Origin of the sequence: Bacillus sp. DJP31, assembly GCF_049310945.1 — a bacterium.
Taxonomy (GTDB): Bacteria; Bacillota; Bacilli; order Bacillales; family SA4; genus Bacillus_BS.
The window spans coordinates 23,363-40,910 of record NZ_JBMERO010000004.1; the positions used below are offsets into that span (position 1 = coordinate 23,363).

At 36.3% G+C, this 17,548-nt stretch carries 17 protein-coding genes, 4 pseudogenes and 1 other annotated feature (1 of these 22 only partly in view); of the genes and pseudogenes, 17 read left to right on the forward strand and 4 right to left on the reverse strand.

Annotated elements, in window-relative coordinates; translation table 11 throughout:
• Nucleotides 1–83 precede the first annotated feature (83 nt).
• From ACOI1C_RS05550 to ACOI1C_RS05590, 9 genes and pseudogenes are all read left to right on the forward strand, one after another.
• Nucleotides 84–326, forward strand: coding sequence for a hypothetical protein (locus ACOI1C_RS05550; protein WP_422508828.1), 243 nt, complete (start codon nucleotides 84–86; stop codon nucleotides 324–326).
• Nucleotide 327: 1 nt separating this feature from the next.
• Nucleotides 328–1,464 (forward strand): GerAB/ArcD/ProY family transporter, encoded by a 1,137-nt coding sequence (locus ACOI1C_RS05555; protein ID WP_422508830.1) that lies wholly within the window; start codon nucleotides 328–330, stop codon nucleotides 1,462–1,464.
• The gene (locus tag ACOI1C_RS05560; RefSeq protein WP_422508832.1) at nucleotides 1,439–3,034 is read left to right on the forward strand and encodes a spore germination protein; all 1,596 of its coding nucleotides are present in this window, start codon (nucleotides 1,439–1,441) and stop codon (nucleotides 3,032–3,034) included. The genes ACOI1C_RS05555 and ACOI1C_RS05560 overlap by 26 nt, the downstream gene beginning before the upstream one ends.
• Complete coding sequence (locus ACOI1C_RS05565) at nucleotides 3,031–4,230, forward strand: Ger(x)C family spore germination protein (protein WP_422508834.1); 1,200 nt, start codon at nucleotides 3,031–3,033, stop codon at nucleotides 4,228–4,230. Before ACOI1C_RS05560 ends, ACOI1C_RS05565 begins: the two co-directional genes overlap by 4 nt.
• A gap of 95 nt (nucleotides 4,231–4,325) precedes the next feature.
• Entirely contained in the window at nucleotides 4,326–5,180 is an 855-nt protein-coding gene (gene ablB / locus ACOI1C_RS05570; RefSeq protein WP_422508836.1) for a putative beta-lysine N-acetyltransferase, read from the forward strand.
• A gap of 140 nt (nucleotides 5,181–5,320) precedes the next feature.
• The gene (gene ablA, locus ACOI1C_RS05575; protein WP_422508838.1) at nucleotides 5,321–6,763 is read left to right on the forward strand and encodes a lysine 2,3-aminomutase; all 1,443 of its coding nucleotides are present in this window, start codon (nucleotides 5,321–5,323) and stop codon (nucleotides 6,761–6,763) included.
• Between the two features lie 3 nt (nucleotides 6,764–6,766).
• Nucleotides 6,767–7,042 carry a YokU family protein gene (locus tag ACOI1C_RS05580; protein ID WP_422508840.1) on the forward strand — a complete coding sequence of 92 codons (276 nt, stop codon included), beginning with the start codon at nucleotides 6,767–6,769 and terminating at the stop codon, nucleotides 7,040–7,042.
• Nucleotides 7,043–8,385: 1,343 nt separating this feature from the next.
• Nucleotides 8,386–8,511 (forward strand): annotated as a pseudogene (locus ACOI1C_RS05585) (tetratricopeptide repeat protein); the annotation flags it as partial.
• Between the two features lie 15 nt (nucleotides 8,512–8,526).
• Nucleotides 8,527–8,971: pseudogene (locus tag ACOI1C_RS05590) on the forward strand (aminotransferase class I/II-fold pyridoxal phosphate-dependent enzyme); the annotation flags it as partial.
• 144 nt (nucleotides 8,972–9,115) lie between these two features.
• On the opposite strand, the gene ACOI1C_RS05595 reads toward ACOI1C_RS05590, so the two are convergent.
• Nucleotides 9,116–9,709: a Uma2 family endonuclease gene (locus ACOI1C_RS05595; protein WP_422509190.1), complete on the reverse strand. Its 594-nt coding sequence runs from the start codon at nucleotides 9,707–9,709 to the stop codon at nucleotides 9,116–9,118.
• Between the two features lie 331 nt (nucleotides 9,710–10,040).
• Here ACOI1C_RS05595 and ACOI1C_RS05600 point away from each other — a divergent pair.
• From ACOI1C_RS05600 to ACOI1C_RS05615, 4 genes and pseudogenes are all read left to right on the forward strand, one after another.
• Nucleotides 10,041–10,136, forward strand: a pseudogene (locus ACOI1C_RS05600) (hypothetical protein); the annotation flags it as partial.
• A 42-nt stretch (nucleotides 10,137–10,178) separates the two neighbouring features.
• Nucleotides 10,179–10,441 (forward strand): annotated as a pseudogene (locus ACOI1C_RS05605) (YokU family protein); the annotation flags it as partial.
• Nucleotides 10,442–10,538: 97 nt separating this feature from the next.
• Nucleotides 10,539–10,760 (forward strand): YozE family protein, encoded by a 222-nt coding sequence (locus ACOI1C_RS05610; RefSeq protein ID WP_422508842.1) that lies wholly within the window; start codon nucleotides 10,539–10,541, stop codon nucleotides 10,758–10,760.
• Nucleotides 10,761–10,993: 233 nt separating this feature from the next.
• A complete protein-coding gene (locus ACOI1C_RS05615) occupies nucleotides 10,994–11,686 on the forward strand; it encodes a hypothetical protein (protein ID WP_422508844.1) in 693 nt (230 codons plus the stop codon).
• On the opposite strand, the gene ACOI1C_RS05620 is transcribed toward ACOI1C_RS05615, so the two are convergent.
• On the reverse strand, nucleotides 11,683–11,871 hold the full coding sequence (locus ACOI1C_RS05620) for a hypothetical protein (protein WP_422508846.1): 189 nt from the start codon (nucleotides 11,869–11,871) through the stop codon (nucleotides 11,683–11,685). The genes ACOI1C_RS05615 and ACOI1C_RS05620 overlap by 4 nt on opposite strands.
• Nucleotides 11,872–12,024: 153 nt before the next feature.
• On the opposite strand from ACOI1C_RS05620, the gene ACOI1C_RS05625 reads away from it, so the two are divergent.
• From ACOI1C_RS05625 to ACOI1C_RS05635, 3 genes are all read left to right on the forward strand, one after another.
• Nucleotides 12,025–12,207 carry a YozD family protein gene (locus ACOI1C_RS05625; protein WP_422508848.1) on the forward strand — a complete coding sequence of 61 codons (183 nt, stop codon included), beginning with the start codon at nucleotides 12,025–12,027 and terminating at the stop codon, nucleotides 12,205–12,207.
• A gap of 164 nt (nucleotides 12,208–12,371) precedes the next feature.
• Nucleotides 12,372–13,067, forward strand: a complete 696-nt coding sequence (locus ACOI1C_RS05630; RefSeq protein ID WP_422508850.1) for an HAD family hydrolase — start codon at nucleotides 12,372–12,374, stop codon at nucleotides 13,065–13,067.
• A 108-nt stretch (nucleotides 13,068–13,175) separates the two neighbouring features.
• Nucleotides 13,176–15,170, forward strand: a complete 1,995-nt coding sequence (locus ACOI1C_RS05635) for a penicillin-binding transpeptidase domain-containing protein (protein ID WP_422508851.1) — start codon at nucleotides 13,176–13,178, stop codon at nucleotides 15,168–15,170.
• A 30-nt stretch (nucleotides 15,171–15,200) separates the two neighbouring features.
• Here ACOI1C_RS05635 and ACOI1C_RS05640 read toward each other — a convergent pair whose 3' ends face one another.
• Nucleotides 15,201–16,313 (reverse strand): DUF2515 family protein, encoded by a 1,113-nt coding sequence (locus ACOI1C_RS05640; protein ID WP_422508853.1) that lies wholly within the window; start codon nucleotides 16,311–16,313, stop codon nucleotides 15,201–15,203.
• Between the two features lie 235 nt (nucleotides 16,314–16,548).
• Between ACOI1C_RS05640 and ACOI1C_RS05645 the strand changes: the two genes are divergently transcribed.
• A complete protein-coding gene (locus tag ACOI1C_RS05645) occupies nucleotides 16,549–16,878 on the forward strand; it encodes a hypothetical protein (protein ID WP_422508855.1) in 330 nt (109 codons plus the stop codon).
• Between the two features lie 47 nt (nucleotides 16,879–16,925).
• On the opposite strand, the gene ACOI1C_RS05650 is transcribed toward ACOI1C_RS05645, so the two are convergent.
• Nucleotides 16,926–17,054: a hypothetical protein gene (locus ACOI1C_RS05650; RefSeq protein ID WP_422508857.1), complete on the reverse strand. Its 129-nt coding sequence runs from the start codon at nucleotides 17,052–17,054 to the stop codon at nucleotides 16,926–16,928.
• A 379-nt stretch (nucleotides 17,055–17,433) separates the two neighbouring features.
• Nucleotides 17,434–17,548 (forward strand) — a binding site (T-box leader) (it continues 96 nt past the right edge of the window).

Here is a 17,548-nt window from a genome sequence, read left to right on the forward strand (position 1 = left end):
ATATGGAAAAGCTTACATGAAAAAGCGAGTTACGGGAGAAAATGAGGAGGAGTTTCATATGTAAGACTTTTTATGGAGGTATCATGGTCACTATTTCTTATTTACTTGTTTTCGTCGTTTCTGTGGTAATGGTTGGGTTGGGTGATACCTACTTGTATGAAATTTCATTTTTGGACGCAATCCTTTATCTAGTAGTTCCAGAACCGTCAACTAATAAAAGCATTTCTGTGGGAGCAAATGTCGTAGCTCTAATGGTGGCTTTAGGTATTGATTATAGAGTTTGGAAGAAAAACAAAACGTCACCTAAGCAAGTTGAGGGGAAATAACATGAGTAAAGCCTTAACTGAAAAAATATCGTTATGGCAGCTGTTTATCCTTATTTTCATCTTCGAGATGGGAAGTGCCATTATTGTGGGCATTGGAAATGATGCCAAACAGGATGCTTGGATTGCTGTTGGAATTGCTTCAATTTTAGGGATAGGTTTGTTCCTGTTTTATCATAGATTAAGTGCAAGAATAGAGGGTAAAAATTTATTTGAGTTATTGGAAATTGCATTTGGAAAATGGATAGGTAAATTTATTACGTTCATGTATGTGATTTATTTTTTTTACATTGCGGCGCGTGTATTACGAGATTTTGGAGAGCTATTAGTCTCTTCTATCCTTCCAGCAACTCCTATTGAAATAACGGTCATAATGGTGATGTTAATTATTACATACGTGCTTTATCTAGGCCTCGAGGTATTAGGTAGAACGAGTGAAATTTTTTTTCCATACGTGATCTTATTCATAATTGGAATTAGCTTAGGTATTGCCTTTACAGGAGAAATCGAATTGGAGAACTTATTACCTATTCTTCCGGAGGGGGTAAGTCCAGTACTTAAAGCCGTTTTCCCTACGTTACTAACATTTCCATTTGGAGAGCTAATTGTATTCACCCTTATTATGCCATATGTATCCAATGCTAAGTATGTGGCGAGGGTAGGGGTATTAGCCGTTCTAGCTGCAGGAGGATTGCTAGTCTATTCTTCAATCGTTCAGATCACTACTCTCGGATACCAAATGAAGAATCGGTCGAATTTTCCATTATTATCAGCTGCAAGAGAAATATCATTGTTGGATTTTATAGAGCGGGTTGATTTATTAATCGTTTTTATTATGATGTTTGGAGTCATTATTAAAGTTGCCGTATTTACTTATGGTGGTACAAAAGGCCTAGAGCTCATTTTCAACAGACCTTATCGTCAATTCATTTTTCCGTTAACCATGCTTATCGCTTATATGTCGATATTCATTAGCGAAGACTTTGCCGAACACTTAGAAGAAGGTTTAGTATTTGTGCCTCTTTATTTACATCTTCCTTTTCAGCTCGGTATACCTCTCCTAATATTTCCTATTATTTATTGGAAAACAAAAGGTATGAAGGGTGGTAAACAGCGTGATCAATCTAAAGAAATTGTTTAGCTCACAAAAGACTTCACAAGAGCCCACATCGAGTGACGAATTACTATCTACAAATGAGTCACCTAAAGATTTAACGCCCATTTTGACTTCAAGCTATGAGTTTTGTAAAAAGTCCTTTCAAGATACGATCGACTTTACGCAAAGCAGAATGAAAATTGGACAACAAAATGGATTCATATGCTATCTAGATAGTATGATTGATTCAAAGCAAATAACGGAAAAAATGGTCGAGCCTCTTGGTTTAACAATAGAAGATAATGCCAATATTTCGGATGAAACAACTTTTGAGCAAGTAAGAGAAAAGTATTTTATGGGGCTACCCTATGAATTTGTAACGAAAGAGCATGATGCTATATGGTACATCTTATCAGGATATGTATGCCTTTTTGTAGAAGGGGTTTCTTCTGCTCTTTGCCTAAAGATTTATGATATTCAGTACCGGAGCATCTCTGAACCAAGCACACAAACCATCATCCGAGGACCAAAAGATAGCTTTACAGAGTCGATGGAGACCAATGTGAGCTTACTTAGAAGAAGAATAAAAAATCCCCATCTGAGATTTGAATCTTTTATTGTGGGTAAAGATACCCAAACTTCTGTTGTAATTGGTTATATAGATGGAATCACCAATAAGGATCTTGTAAATGAGATGAGAAAAAGAATTAGTCAGATTGACACTAGCTTTATTTTAGATTCAGGGAATATTGATGAATTCATAACGGACAAAACCTTCACTATATTTCCGCTTCTAAATAATACAGAGAGACCTGACAGCGCATCTGCCAACCTGCTAGAAGGAAAAATCATTGTCATCGTAGATGGTAGTCCATTTGTATTAGTTGCCCCTGTTGTTTTTACTGATTTTTTTCAAGCTACAGAGGACTATTATCAGCCGTTTGTGATGGCTTCCTTTATTCGGTTTATTCGATATATTTCATTCATGTTTGCTCTTGTTCTCCCATCCCTATACGTAGCTCTTTCAACTTTTCACCATGAGTTGCTACCAACAACCTTATTGATTAGTATACAAGCGCAGAGGGAAGGGGTACCATTTCCCGCGGTTGTGGAGATACTAGCCATGGAATTTACGTTTGAAGTGCTCAGAGAAGCAGGGGTAAGAATGCCAAGGGCAGTCGGTCAGACTGTTTCGATTGTAGGGGCATTAGTAATTGGACAAGCAGCGGTTGAGGCGGGGTTAGTATCAAATGTTCTTGTTATCGTAGTAGCCTTTACAGCTATCGCAAGTTTTGTATCACCGATCTACAATTTTTCAATATCGACGAGATTATTACGATTTGTCATCATTATTGCTGCTTCGATATTTGGGCTATTCGGGGTGTTACTATTTTTAGTTTTAATGGTGATTCATTTAACGAGTTTACGTTCATTTGGTGTTTCTTATTTAACACCAATTGCTCCATTAATTATGGAGGATCAATCCGACGTTTTTATCAGGTTTCCTTATTGGGCCAATCAGAAGCGACCTACGTATCTTCAAACAGAAGCACCAAATCGTCAAATGAAAACGAAAAAGCCAAGACCTCCTAGAGTTGGGGAGGAATCGACGTGAAAACCATTTCGAAAATAACAAGCTTACTCCTTTTTTTGTTTTTTTTAACAGGCTGCTGGGATCGTGTCGAATTGAATGATGTATCGATTGTAACGGGAATAGCCGTTGATCAGGGTGAGAAGTATAAATACAAAATGACAGTAGAGGTGCTAAACGCAACAGAAAACTCTAAAATGCAAGCACAAGGATTTGCTCCGTCCATTACCTACTCACAAGAGGGAAACTCTTTATCAGAGCTAGCTCGTCGGATGAATGTAGGTATGTCTCGGGAACTTAATTACTCCCATACTCGTGTATTCATTATTGATAAAAAGATAGCGGAAGAAGGAGTCATGGGGTTTATTGATTTTTTAGAACGAAGTGGAGAATTTCGAAATGATTTTAATATATTAATTTTTGAAGGAGATCAGGCTTCACAAGCACTAAAAGTGGCATATCCACTGCAAAAAGTTTCTTCATTAAAAATCAATAAACAAATGGATAGTTTTTACAAGGAATGGGGTGGTAATCCCAACATGAAATTAACTGATTTTATTTCTGCTATCACTTCAGAAGGAAGTGAACCGACACTTGCAACCATTCATGTAGTAGGTGATCCAGATAACGGGAGTTTAGAGAATCTCCAAAGAATTGATCCTAAAGCGATTGTAGAGATAACGGGACTTGGTGTGTTTAAGGGTGATAAGCTTTTAGGAACAATGTCAATAAATGACACAAGAAGCTTTCTTTGGCTGAAAGGATTGAAGGAAACTAGCTTGACTGTTAAGTGTAAAGAGGAAGATGAAAAGTATATAGACGTGAGAATTACAGGCTCAAAGGCAGATATTCAATCAGAAGTTGAGAATGGCATTCCTCAATTTAAGATAAATCTATTTGCTGAGGCAAGAATAGATGGAACTCAATGTATTCCTGATTTAGAAAAAATTAAAACGTATGAAAAGTTCGAAAAAGGTGTTGAGGAACAAATTGAGAAGGAAGTATCCAACACCATTCAAGAAGTCCAAGAAAGCTTTGAATCTGACATTTTTGGATTTGGAGAAATTCTAGAGAGACAGCATTACCATGAATTCAAAAAAATGAAAAAAGAATGGAATCACTATTTTTCAATAGCGGATATTGATGTAAAGGCTACCATCTTCCTTAGAAGGTCTGGTATTCGAAACAAGAGCTATCGAACAGAAGAGGAAACTCAATAGACTCAATAAAAGTCGGCAGATCCTGTCGACTTTTTTATATACATAACATTGAGCATTTAGTCGTAGGATGTAGAAAGAAGTAAGGAGGGAGTAATGTGTCAACTCAACCATTTTACGAAAATAAGCAAATTCAAGGTGACAATTACTATATATCTGCGTGCTTTGATCATTTTAACCAACGACTACGAGTGGATGATTACCGTGGGAATTTGTTTGAAATTGTAAATCAGATAATAGAACATTCCACAAGTCGTTCCTATTCGAAAGTCATTATCTATGCCAGACGGGAGCATGTTCATGTATTTGTGGAAAAGGGTTTTCTATTAGAAGCAATACTAGAGGGCTTCTTTCATGGAAGTCATGCCTATACCTTAGCTATGTATTTGGAACAAAGGAGAAGGCAAAGTAATAAGTGGATAAAGGAAGATGAAATTGTACAAAAGGTTTTAGAAATTCCTTCACTTTGTTCAACTGAGAGTTTGCCAGATGGCTATAGTTTGAGAAAAGGAAATCTACAAGATGCAGAACAACTTGCAAGTCTTTATAACAGTGTATTTCAAATTTACCCTACCCCTCTTAATGACCCTGAATTTATAAAATCATCCATGGAATATGACACGATTTTTTATGTAATTGAGAAGGATGGAACCATTGTTAGTGCGGCCTCGGCTTGTATGAATAAAAAATATTTTAATGCTGAGATATCAGACTGTGCAACACTCCCTGTCCACCGAAGTCACGGATTACTGAAGCACTTAATCCTCCAACTTGAGAAGGAAATGCTGGAGAGAAAGATTTTTTGTGTGTATTCAATCGCGAGAGCACTATCTTTTGGAATGAATGCAGCCCTTCAACAATTACAGTATAAATATAAAGGCCGGTTAACAAATAATTGCTATATCTTTGATAAGCTCGAAGATATGAATGTTTGGGTAAAGGACCTTTCATAAACAAAACTGATTTTTGAAATAAGAAAATAGGATGTTGGCATACTTGTAATCGAATCCATTGGAATAACCGTTTAGAAGTTCCTCACATATAATTAAGGTAAAGCTGATGATTGAGGCTTATTGGATGAGGAGGGTAAAACATGAAACACGATGTTTTTAAATCATCACGTCATTGGAAAGAGATCGAACTATGGAAAGATGTGTCAGATGAACAATGGAATGATTGGCTATGGCAATTAACGAATACAATTCGTTCGTTAGATGATTTAAGAAAAGTGATTGACTTAACGCCTGAGGAAGAAGAAGGTGTTAAAATTGCTACAAAAACGATTCCACTTAATATTACTCCATACTATGCTTCCTTAATGAATCCACATGATTCTAGGTGTCCAATCCGTATGCAATCTGTTCCCATTTCAAAAGAAATCTTGAAAACGAAATATGATTTAGAAGACCCGTTACATGAGGATGAGGATTCTCCGACACCAGGGTTAACACATCGCTATCCTGACCGGGTCTTGTTCCTCGTGACCAATCAATGCTCCATGTATTGTCGATACTGTACGAGAAGAAGATTTTCTGGTCAAATTGGGATGGGCGTCCCCAAAAAACAATTAGATCAAGCTATTACTTATATTAAAGAGCATCCACAAGTAAGAGACGTATTAATCTCAGGTGGAGATGGATTATTAATTAATGACCAAATTCTTGAATATATTTTAAAAAACTTACGAGACATTCCTCACGTTGAGATTATTCGAATCGGAACACGTGCGCCTGTTGTATTTCCGCAAAGAATTACTGAAAACCTTTGCAATATCATAAAGAAGTATCATCCCGTCTGGCTAAATACACATTTTAACACGTCAATTGAAATCACCGAAGAAGCAAAGAAGGCTTGTGAAATGCTCGTAAATGCTGGTGTTCCCGTTGGAAATCAATCTGTTATTCTTGCAGGTATCAACGACAGCGTGGCAATCATGAAAAAGCTTATGCACGACTTAGTCATGATTAGAGTTCGACCTTATTATATTTATCAATGTGATCTTTCTGAGGGTATTGGCCATTTTAGAGCTCCCGTTTCAAAGGGATTGGAGATCATTGAAGGATTAAGAGGACACACCTCTGGATATGCAGTACCTACCTTCGTCGTTGACGCTCCTGGTGGTGGTGGGAAAATTTCTTTACAACCAAATTACTTGATCTCACAAAGCCCTTCAAAAGTTGTCCTTCGTAATTTTGAAGGAGTGATTACGACATATCCGGAACCAGAAAATTATATTCCTGGTCGGGCTGATGAGTATTTTAAAGAAGTTTATGCTGACTATCAAAACAAAAATTCAACCATTGGAATTGCCGGATTAATGAATGATCAACAGTTTAATCTCGTACCAGAAGGAATAAATCGACTTCAAAGACGTATTGAGTATAATGAAAATCCTGAGCATGCCTCTCTCAAAGATAAACGTGAAAAACGTGATGTACTAAAGGAAAAGAAATTCCAGGCACAGCAAAATAAATCCGATAAAGATCCGGCAGATCAAAAAGAAAAGCTTGACAGCCAAACCATAGGGAGTGATTAGGAAATGTATTGTCAATGGTGCGAGGGAGATGCGAGTAATGGGGAAGGCTCTGTGTATTGGGAGCTACCAGATGGATCAAGAGCCATTGAAATTATGCAGACACCTACCATTATATGTACAGACTGTAACATGATTTATCAGACAGAAGAACTAATAAAAGAAATTGAAGACCAATTGTATTTAGTAGATACAAAGAAAATTGTCAAAACTATCACCTATAAAGAGCTAATGGAAATACCGAGATTACTAAAGAGAAACTATTTTGATATTTCTTCTTAGATTTAAAGTTTAAATGGCACTCAGAAATGAGTGCTATTTTGTTTTTTCTGCGTCAATTTGTAAGTTAGAAAGGGACTTTATTCAAATCCAAAATATATTTTTATTTTAAATAAAAAAGGAGTTGTATCTTAACAACTTGTTATATCAAAACAAGGATTGTATTAGCAGTCAAGACATTTTACGACTCCTAAAAATTTTATTAGTAATATATCCAATAAAGCGTGTCTTAAATATGGTGATATTTATTCTGACAATTAATGCTTCTCATAGATATAATATTGATTTCCTTTTTAAAGGGGATTTCGAAGGTAAAAGAGAATATTATTAAATAGTTTGTGAAGTATTACACTGCGCGAAACGTTTCCTTATAAGTGCCAAAGCACGAAATAGGAGAATTGCTATTAAGCAATTACAACTGATTAATTGAAACTCGGAATGAAAGCCGTCATGTTGAGCTGAAACGAGTTATCTGATCCTCCTACATGCACATAATGATAGTAGTTAGAACGTGTATGAAGCTAGGTAAAGTCGGCTGAAATGAACCTAAGTTGCTTATCAAAGAATATGGTTTGTGATAGGTCGGGATGCTACAAAATATCTATGGTGAGAATGTCTAAATGGACTGACGAACTTGCGAATGTACGGGTCTAGAAATTAATACGCTCGAAAGGCGTATGCTGCGAACGCAGTGTCAAACACCGGAAAGTACGAGTAGTGTATAGGAACTTCGGGATATCTAACAAATGAGGATATAGGTTGGCAGGCTTAAAGTGAGCACCTACGGATATATGTAAAGCTAGGTTAATCGGAACGTTGTAAGTAAGAAACATCTACTATTAAACGACTACTATCGGGATGGTGTCTATAAGATAATATATTTATCGAAGTGACTTTACTCTTGCGAAAGTAGGGACACAGTACCGTTGAAGCGTGTAACGAACGTGGAGGGATAGTCTGTACTCACCTATGGATTGTTTCTCCTTCCTAAAGGTCATCAAATATGTCTTGCATACCGTAATATTCTGCATGTCGTAAAGTATGAGCGAAGTAAAAACAATGCTACAAGGGTTTAAGGCCCAAGTCTTCTCTTTGAAAACTAACATAACTAAATGAAACTCACAGGGTCGAGTAAGATGATGGGATTTTCCGCAGAATAAGATGGAACGCCTAATGCGGTGAAAATCGCACGTTGGGTGTGGAGCAGGGGAAAAGATGGAGATTGCATCAAAGTCTTACCTATTGCTATTAAAGAAACGGGCAGGTTAGTGGAAGAAGTCATGTGTTTAGAGCGTTAGTCTAGGAAGGATTAATGTTCTTTTTTGTGGAACAAATTGTACTAAACATTGGCAAATGCATATGATTTTTTAGGACATGAGGATAACGCAATACCTCTGTACGAAGAAGCCATTCGTATAGGTCTTAATGCTGAATATGAAGCATACGCCTTATTGCAATTAGGTAGTTCCTTAAGGAATGTAGGACCAGGGTGGCGTGTAGGCTTCCTTTTCGCCCCAAAAAATATAGCAAAGCATCTTGTAAAAGTTCACCAATATAACGTTTCCTGTGCCACTACGATCTCACAAAAGGCCACGTTTGAAGCGTTAACGAATGGTCAAGATGACGCCATTATGATGAAAGATATATACAAAGAGAGAATGGAATATGTCTATGATCGTTTAGTACAAATGGGGATTGAAACAGTGAAGCCAAATGGGGCCTTTTACTTCTTCCCTTCGATTGAAAAATTCGATCTATCATCCTTCGATTTTTCCGTTGGGCTATTAAAAGAGGCCCCGAGTGGCTGTTGTTCCTGGGGATGCCTTTCCTGAGTATGGAGAGGGATATGTCCGAATTTCTTATGCCTATTCTATGGATATTTTAAAAGAAGCATTGGATCGGTTGGAGAGATATGTTTCTGACCTGAATTGAAATCCAAACAGAAAGTCCCCTGTTTTTTCACATTGGGGACTTTTTGTTTATTCTTTTGAATCAGTACCGCCAAAAGCGATACAAAAACCATCCAAATCTTTTATAGCAAAGCCCTTCCAAGGACCAAACCTCTCTTTTGTGTTACTAGTCTTCTCTTTTCGGAAACATGAGTGCTAACTCTATAGATAAATCCTCTAATATCTGAACTGGGATAGTTTCTTCTCTGTTATAAACACCATGGAGTTCTAATGAATGATTCTTTAAAAGGTACACTTCAACCACCTGATTAGCAGGGTCGATTATCCAGTATTCTTTAACTCCTGCTCGCTGGTAAGCCAGTCTTTTATCTATTCTATCAATCTTTGCGGAAGAAGAAGAAATTATTTCAACAACAAAATCTGGGGCACCTAGAATTCTGCTTCGTTTAATTTTATTTGGGTCACAGACAATAATTAAATCCGGTATAACCCAATTTCTTATGTTTTCATCCGCCCATTTTTTTTGTGAGTCCTCAAATAAGTAGACATCTATCGGGGCAGCAAATGCTCGGCAAACCTTATCTCTAAGATAAGAGCCAATTTCAATCGATAATTGCATCGATATTTCTTGATGCTCTGGAAGTGGCGAAGGGGCCATACTAATGATTTTACCATCTAGCACCTCACACCGTTCTCCTTCATCCCATGACTTATATTCTGCGTAAGTGATTTCCCGTTGGTTCTTATCAGCTACTCCCATTTCCCCACTTCCCCCACTCACAATTTTTATACTCCTATTATACAACACAATCTATTCATTCTCATGTAAAGTCTTGATGTTTACCCGTTCCCCTTAGATTCAATTCTAAGGGGGACTTTTTATGTTTAATAAACTTGGTCCAATAATGCTTAATCTTCATCTAACTTTTTATAATACAATCACCGAGTTGGTGAAATTACTTAAAGTATAGGTTTAGGATTGAAACTTTAAAGGGAATATATCGTAATAGAATATATACAACAAAACAATTTCTACTTCAATAAAAGGGGAGTTATTCATCATGAGTAAGTTATTTTCTAAAATGTTGATGGAGCATGCCTCTCTCAAAGATAAACGTGAAAAACGTGATGTTTTAAAAGAGAAGAAATATCTAGCGGAACAAAAGAAAACACTCGATAAGAGTTAACTACTGATCTTAAAGAGGTGAAGAGATGTAAAATGTGATTGGTGTGAATCAATAGAGATTGAGGCTAGTGAAAATACGGTTCATTGGGAGCTTCCTGATCGTTCAAGAGCCATTACAATTACACAAACACCCTGCATAAAGTGTTCAGACTGTGAAATAATGTCCAAAAAGACCAAGTGATTCAGCTCATTGAAGAGCATATGCTTCTTATTAATTATACACAGCTTGCTGGGACACTAACCTATCAGCAACTAATGGATACTACAAGGTGGCTAAAAAGAAATTACTTTAATCAAGAAACATAAGGTCGTTCGAACAGTTTTATGGTTGGAGAAATTCGTTGTCTCTGTTATAATTTTAATTTATCTAATGATGATGGATTTGTAATAGGAGGCAACACGATTGACTAAGTCATTTTTTCACTTTTTAATGAAATATAGAGCGGCTAAACCAAATGATGAAGTGGCTGAATTTGCTAATGCTGCATATGAAGACCACAGCTTTCCAAAGCAATCATTTGACTATTACGAGCTGACGAATTACCTTGAACTTAACGGATTCTATTTAAAAAGTATGTCCACATTCGATATGGTGTGGGAATTATATAGGCAAAATGAGAAATAGTACTCAACTAATGGGTGCTATTTTTTTGACAAAAAATGAACCTGTCTTATTCGGTATGAATTTAGGAAAAGAGTAAGGTGGTTATTTCGAGTATAGGAAGCAAAGTATAGAGGATTTTTTCTATACTTTTTTTATTTGTTTTGAATTCAAAGGATTCTTCATTGGCGAATTATAGCTGAGTGCATATACTACATTAACAAAAAAGTCACGATGTCTAAAGGGAGTGAAGAACCTTGAAAAATAAGCCGCCCAAATTTAAGGTTGGGGACATCGTCGTTATTACGCATTTTGGAACAGTTTGTAAGATCTCTAGTGTCAGAGTGTTAGAGGGAGCTTATGTTTACGAGCTTAGCAGTCGCGAAGGTCTTTTTTTAGAGGATGCCTTAGAGAGCATTGTCGAATACGAGGAGATCCATCCGAAAAAAGAATTTTTACAAATTGAATATAAGTATTATTTTGGTGACCTTGTTCATGTAAGAGGGTATGAAAAGGATTTATTTAAGATCGTGGGGCTCCGAACAGAAATATGGAGGTACAAAAAGGATTCATGGGAAGATATCATTTATGAGCTTTCAAGGTTAACAGACGGTGAATGGTTAGAAGCTGGAGAAGACGAAATTGTACTAATTGCTGACCACGAGAATGCTCCGATATTTCTGCAAAAGCTAGAAATACACTATTTGAAATCAAAAGAAACTAAAATGATGGAGATGTTGCAATCTATGAATCAGCAGCGAAGAACAGAAAAGGAATTGCTTCGGTTAAAGAAAGAAAGAAAAGCTATCATTGATGGATTACTAGATGTTTATAACGATTATCAATCTCTCCATGAACTCTTTCAGGACGAAGAATATCATCATGTCATGGAGCTAGTCATGGAAAATATATTGAAGTATACATCCGGAAAAAGTGAAGACACATACTAAGACATAATGAGAAATTGAATAAAAATCCATAGAAAATAAGGGATTCCTCCAAATAAGATGACATTAAACATCCCATTTGTTACCTTTTCAATTACTTCGTCAAAAGTTGGATAATCTTCAATGATCGTAAGCTGATTTTGTCCATTGTTTATAGTATTCATTGATTGTTTACTTAATTTCCCCATTTTCTCATTACCCCCATTTGGCTTGTCCAAGTTCTTAGTAAATAGATATGAAAAGGATGACAAAATAGAACGATTTTCACCCTACTAGTCAAAAAAACTTTTTTAATCATAAAAGGTGGGAGGACAACATAAATCGAAATAAGGGGTGATAACATGAAAGAGATTGAAGTGATCATAGACACAGATGAACTTGCTGAATTTATTTATGAGCAGCTTTTGTTAAGAGGTTATGTCCCTAGTGGTGATGAGGTTGAGGAAGTAGCAGATGTTGTTTTTGATTATTTATTATCAAAGCAGGTTGTAGAAGAAGTTTGGGATGAAGAAGATATTGGGTAGCTAAACGACGGGGAAAACTCGTCGTTTTTATATTGTTTAGAGAACGGCCAATCCACCCAATTATTTTTTTTTAGAATATTTTCTATGCCTGGACTAATCGCGGCGCTTTTCGCTTTTTGTTCTGTGTTAAAATAAGTAAAAAGGGAAATGAAGGAAGTGAACAAATGAATAGGGCTGTAATCTTTGATTTAGATGGTACATTACACGACCGAGATCAGAGCTTGTATTTATTCTTACAATCTCAATATGACCGTTTATTTGCTAATTCGTCTACGTTTTCAATGGAGCAGTTCCTTCTTGATTTTATTATATTAGACAAAAATGGCCATGTTTGGAAGGATGTTGTTTATGAAAAATTAGTAACTAAGTATTCGATTTTTAAATATACCAGCGAAGAATTGCTCAATGATTACATCATGAATTTTCAGGCAACGTGCGTAGTATTCAATGGCACATTAGAGATGCTAAAGGAACTAAAAGAAGCGGGTTATAAAATGGGGATTATTACAAATGGAAGGCTGGGGTTTCAAAGAAGTATCTTTCATTCATTAAACCTAGGTCCTTATTTTGATGATGTCATCATTTCAGAGGAAGTTGGACTAAGAAAGCCTGATAAAGAAATTTTTGAACTCTCACTTCAGAACCTATCCGTTAGGGCTAACGATGCGATATATATTGGTGACCATCCTTTTCACGATATGTTGGCAGCAAAAAATGTAGGTTTACATACGATTTGGAAGGAAAATTCAAACTGGGGGGTTGCTAAGGCAGATGCTGTATACCAAGATATGAAAGAATTATCGTCTTTAGTTAGTCTTCTACTAGTACATAAAGATAAAAGCGACGACGTAATGGGATAATCCATCACCTTAATTAGTAAGATTCATATAAAGCTAGCTCATTAGATGACGAAAATAAATGCACGAATGATATACTTTAAATGGATTTTTTTTGAAGGGGGAATCAGTTTGAAAAAAATATTCATGTTTATTTTTCTAGTAATCATTCTTTCAGCCTGTTCTGAAAAGCCAAAACCAGAGGATCGGTTTGCTGAATATGTTGATTTATGGAATGAACAGCAATTTACAAGTATGCATGAAAAATTAGCAAGCAATTCTAAGACGATGTATCCAGAAAAGGCGTTTAGCGAACGATATCAGACGATCTATAATGCCATTGAGGCGACGAATGTTAAGATTAACTTTATAAAACCAAAAGAGGAAGTTGATGTGAAGGATAAAGAAGAAATCACATTTCCCTATTCTGTTTCGATGGACACGATTGCTGGGAAGATTGATTTTACCCATGAGGCAGTAGTAGTAAAGGAAGAAACAGAAGAAGGTGAAGACTGGTTCATAAAGTGGAACTCTAGCCATCTTTTCCCACAGTTGAAGGAGGGGCAAGAAATAAAGGTCTCTTCTACTGAACCTGTTCGAGGGCAGATTTTTGATCGTAATGGGTTAGGACTAGCGGAAAACGGTCAGGTAAATGAAGTAGGGATTGAACCTGGCAAGCTAGGAGAACAACGTCAAGGAACGATCGAACAGGTAGCTGGATTATTAGAAATCTCAACGGAAGAAATTGAAAAAAAGCTAAATGAAAGCTGGGTGAAGCCTGATCTATTTGTGCCAATTAAAAGGATTGACCCAAATAAACAAGATCTCATCCAACAATTAAGTTCTTTTACTGGTGTAACATTTAATACGAAAATTGATTCAAGATACTATCCTCTAGGTGAAAAAGCTGCTCACTTGATTGGATATATACAAACTATAAATGCAGATGAGCTTAAAGAGCTAGAAGGAAAAGGATATACTAAAATCTCAAAAATAGGTCGAGTTGGTCTAGAACAAGTTTTTGAAGAAAGGCTAAGAGGAGAAATTGGCTGGAAAATTCTCATCCCAAAAGGCGAAGTGATTGCTGAAAAAGCTCCAGTGAATGGAATAGATATTACTCTAACAATTGACGCAAATCTTCAACAAAATGTGTTTGAACAACTACTAGGTGATTCAGGAACTGCGGTTGCTATGCATCCGAGAACAGGTGAAACATTAGCACTCGTTAGCTCACCTTCCTATAACCCTAATGGTTTTATCTTTGGCATTTCGACAGCAGGCTGGAATAAGCTCAATGAAGACCCTCTTAAACCATTGATGGCAAGATTTAATAAGACCTTTTCGCCGGGATCCACGCTTAAGCCATTAACTGCAGCAATAGGATTACAAGCCGGTGTAACGAATCCTGACGAGAAAATGTTAATTGAGGGCTTGACTTGGACTAAGGGAGAGTCTTGGGGAGGAAAGTCCATTACTCGTGTGTCATCGACCCTTACAAAAGTCAATTTACACGATGCTCTGCTAACATCAGATAATATCTATTTTGCTCGGACAGCGCTTGCTATAGGAAAAGAGAAGCTTGAAGTAGGGTTGCAATCATTTGGTTTTGACGAAGCAATACCTTTTGAATTTCCTACGAGAAAATCAACCATTACAAATGATGGCTTTACTTCTGAAGGACTTTTAGCCGATTCAGGCTATGGTCAAGGGGAAATACAAATGAGTCCTATTCATATGGCAAGTGCCTATTCTGCATTTGTAAATGAGGGGAGTATGATGAAGCCACAATTGGAAAAGAAAGAAGGATCTATTCCTACATACTGGAAGAAAAGTGTAGTGAGCCCTGAGCACACGAATCTATTATTAAAGAGTCTAATTCAAATTGTTGAAAATCCTTTAGGTACTGCACATAAGCCTGTTGTGAAAGGAATAAGTATTGCAGGAAAAACAGGTACGGCAGAGCTTAAGGCATCAAAAGAAGTAGTGGCACAAGAGAATGGTTGGTTTATTGCGATGAACACACCAGATTCCGACCTATTAATCGCGGTGATGATTGAGAATGTAAAAGATCGTGGTGGTAGCCACTATGTCGTTCCAAAAGTAAAACAGTTATTTAGTGTGGAGTAGAAACTAAGGCTTAAAGAAACAAAAGAAGAATTAAGACACCATGTACTTTAACTCTTTCATTAATACTAAGCTCTTTAAGTCATTTTTATAGTTATTTGTCAGATTGTAAGAAGCCGGTATATAATAATCTGTTAAATGTTTGAATATTTCAGGTGTAGTATACCAATCCGTTTGGTCTTGAAATTCATGCTCATAATTGAACCAGGATTGTTTTAATGTAGGGCTGAAAATGAGGGGGGCTTTAATGCTACTCTTCATTTTAGGCTCTTTTTTTGTGAAAATGTCTGGCCAAAAATCTGCTCGAGAGCCTGTGTGGGGAGTATGAATGGCAAAAGAGGTGGCAGAAGGTAATATCTCGTTAAATAAAATGCCGTATAAGGTTTTGCCAATTGCTATCCGCTCATTCACATTTTCAAAAACCTTAACTGTAACACCTGCTAGATCTATTTTATCTGAGCTTCTTTTATGCGGGAATAATACATCTGTAAACCCAAATCGTTCTTGTGCTTTAAAAAGGATGGTGTTTAGTACCTCATTTTTATAGGTTGGGTGGTCAATTAAACGCTGAATATGGTGTTGCTCATTTACAATAAGGGCTACTGTTAGCAATGGTGAATTCTTTGCTTTCCAAAAATAGTCCCAAATAGGCTTCATGAAGGCGGACACTGATAAATGGGGCAACAAATAAAACAGATTTCTCCCACTTTGTTTGCTGTAGCGATATAGTAAGAGTTGGCTATAGGCATCATGAAAGATAGTTGCATTTGCTTTTTCGAGAAATTCAAAAAAAAGTGGAACCTTTTTTGTCGGCAGAAGTTCCCTAAGTATCGAACCTTTTAAATCCGTCATATTCCATCCACCATTCCTTGATACCATATGTGCTAGGAATGACCAATGAATTTCCTTGTTATTCATATAAAATTCAAGATAGGCCTTTGTTCTAGTGATATTATTTACATTTAAAGATTGGACCTCCTTTCTAATCCTATTTATTATTTCAACTTCTTTCTTTCCTATAAAGTTAATTTTTTCTGATATAGGCATCATCATCAATTTTGATAGCTCTGTTTCACTAATGATGGGTACAATTCTCTTACGGTCTTTCTTACAAAAGAAATTAATCATGTTTGCAAATCCTTTCATCGCCTAGGCCCTCCATTTATGCTTCATCTACTCCAAATTATGAATAACCATATTGTTTCGTGTGCTATAAACGTGTTTTTGGTTTAAATTTTGATTGAACTGCTTACTTATGAAAGGGTTAGCCAGGTTTTTCTAAAAATAGACAAAACTTTCAGTTTATTAAGTATAAGAAACGACAAACTATTTCGTTCTAATTTTGTATGATAGAGAAAAATATGTCCTGGGGTGAGCAGTGATGATCCATCCACCGACAATTCCATCTATAAGAAAAAAGGAAAAAATAAAAAAATGCTATGATATTACGCTCATGCAAACGCCTAAAATCAATCAAAAAAAAGGATACAAGCAAGTATTCAGGTTAAATGTGGATGCATATTGCCATGAAGAGGCTATTTACGAAGTATTTAGAAGATTTAATGTAAGGGATTTAATGCCTAAAAACTCGGAAGCGCGATACATACGAACATGGGATATTCTCTTTTTTGACGAAGGACTAGGTGGGAAAACATACTATCAGCTTCTTCCAGAGGGATGGACGGAGATAGGAAGATTTCAAATTCAGTAAATAAAAAAAAGAAAAAAGAATTTTTCTTTTTTCTTGTTTTTGTTAGATTATGTGTTTTTTCTGCCCTTTGCAGAATTCTCCTTACTATGTGCTTCATGTTCAGCAATTATGGCTTCTTGTGGTATATGGTTATTTTTTTTCGGTGAATGAATACGACTTCTATGCTTTTTACCCATGATAATCCCTCCTTGTTTTTCTTATTTTCCACCAATATTATTAAAAACATGATGGGAAATAATCCAAGAAAAAGGGATGTTTTCAGGAGTTGCAAGTATTAAATATATTAAATTTAGGCTCTTTTCTAAATAATTGCTTTTAGAAAGGAGTTTGTGAAAGCAACCCATTGATAATAAGATGATTTTAAACGTATACGCGAGACTCCTGCGGGAGCATCGGGACAGGTGAGACTCTCCACCCGCATCGCGGAAAGCGAGTACTCGTTACAATCAACCACTCCCCTTTTTGAATAAACAGCAACAAAGTTTACGAAAACAGCCTTATTTTTATTAAATACTTGTTGAATAATCACGGGAATTATGTATAATTAACTAAAATCGAAAATCGACGATGAAGAGAGTAGTGTCAATGCATATGTATAGCGAGTCAGGGATGGTGTAAGCCTGATCATACGTTGTTACGAAGCGCACTTCGGAGATGCATGCTTGAACTA

What these genes read in the sequence shown, in the direction of transcription:
- ACOI1C_RS05550 (WP_422508828.1), top strand. Translation starts at nt 84, where the DNA reads ATGGTCACTATTTCTTATTTACTTGTTTTCGTCGTTTCTGTGGTAATG.
- ACOI1C_RS05555 (WP_422508830.1), top strand. Translation starts at nt 328, where the DNA reads ATGAGTAAAGCCTTAACTGAAAAAATATCGTTATGGCAGCTGTTTATC.
- ablA (WP_422508838.1), top strand. Translation starts at nt 5,321, where the DNA reads ATGAAACACGATGTTTTTAAATCATCACGTCATTGGAAAGAGATCGAA.
- ACOI1C_RS05580 (WP_422508840.1), top strand. Translation starts at nt 6,767, where the DNA reads ATGTATTGTCAATGGTGCGAGGGAGATGCGAGTAATGGGGAAGGCTCT.
- ACOI1C_RS05595 (WP_422509190.1), bottom strand. Translation starts at nt 9,709, where the DNA reads ATGGGAGTAGCTGATAAGAACCAACGGGAAATCACTTACGCAGAATAT.
- ACOI1C_RS05620 (WP_422508846.1), bottom strand. Translation starts at nt 11,871, where the DNA reads ATGGGGAAATTAAGTAAACAATCAATGAATACTATAAACAATGGACAA.
- ACOI1C_RS05625 (WP_422508848.1), top strand. Translation starts at nt 12,025, where the DNA reads ATGAAAGAGATTGAAGTGATCATAGACACAGATGAACTTGCTGAATTT.
- ACOI1C_RS05630 (WP_422508850.1), top strand. Translation starts at nt 12,372, where the DNA reads ATGAATAGGGCTGTAATCTTTGATTTAGATGGTACATTACACGACCGA.
- ACOI1C_RS05640 (WP_422508853.1), bottom strand. Translation starts at nt 16,313, where the DNA reads ATGAAAGGATTTGCAAACATGATTAATTTCTTTTGTAAGAAAGACCGT.
- ACOI1C_RS05645 (WP_422508855.1), top strand. Translation starts at nt 16,549, where the DNA reads ATGATCCATCCACCGACAATTCCATCTATAAGAAAAAAGGAAAAAATA.
- ACOI1C_RS05650 (WP_422508857.1), bottom strand. Translation starts at nt 17,054, where the DNA reads ATGGGTAAAAAGCATAGAAGTCGTATTCATTCACCGAAAAAAAATAAC.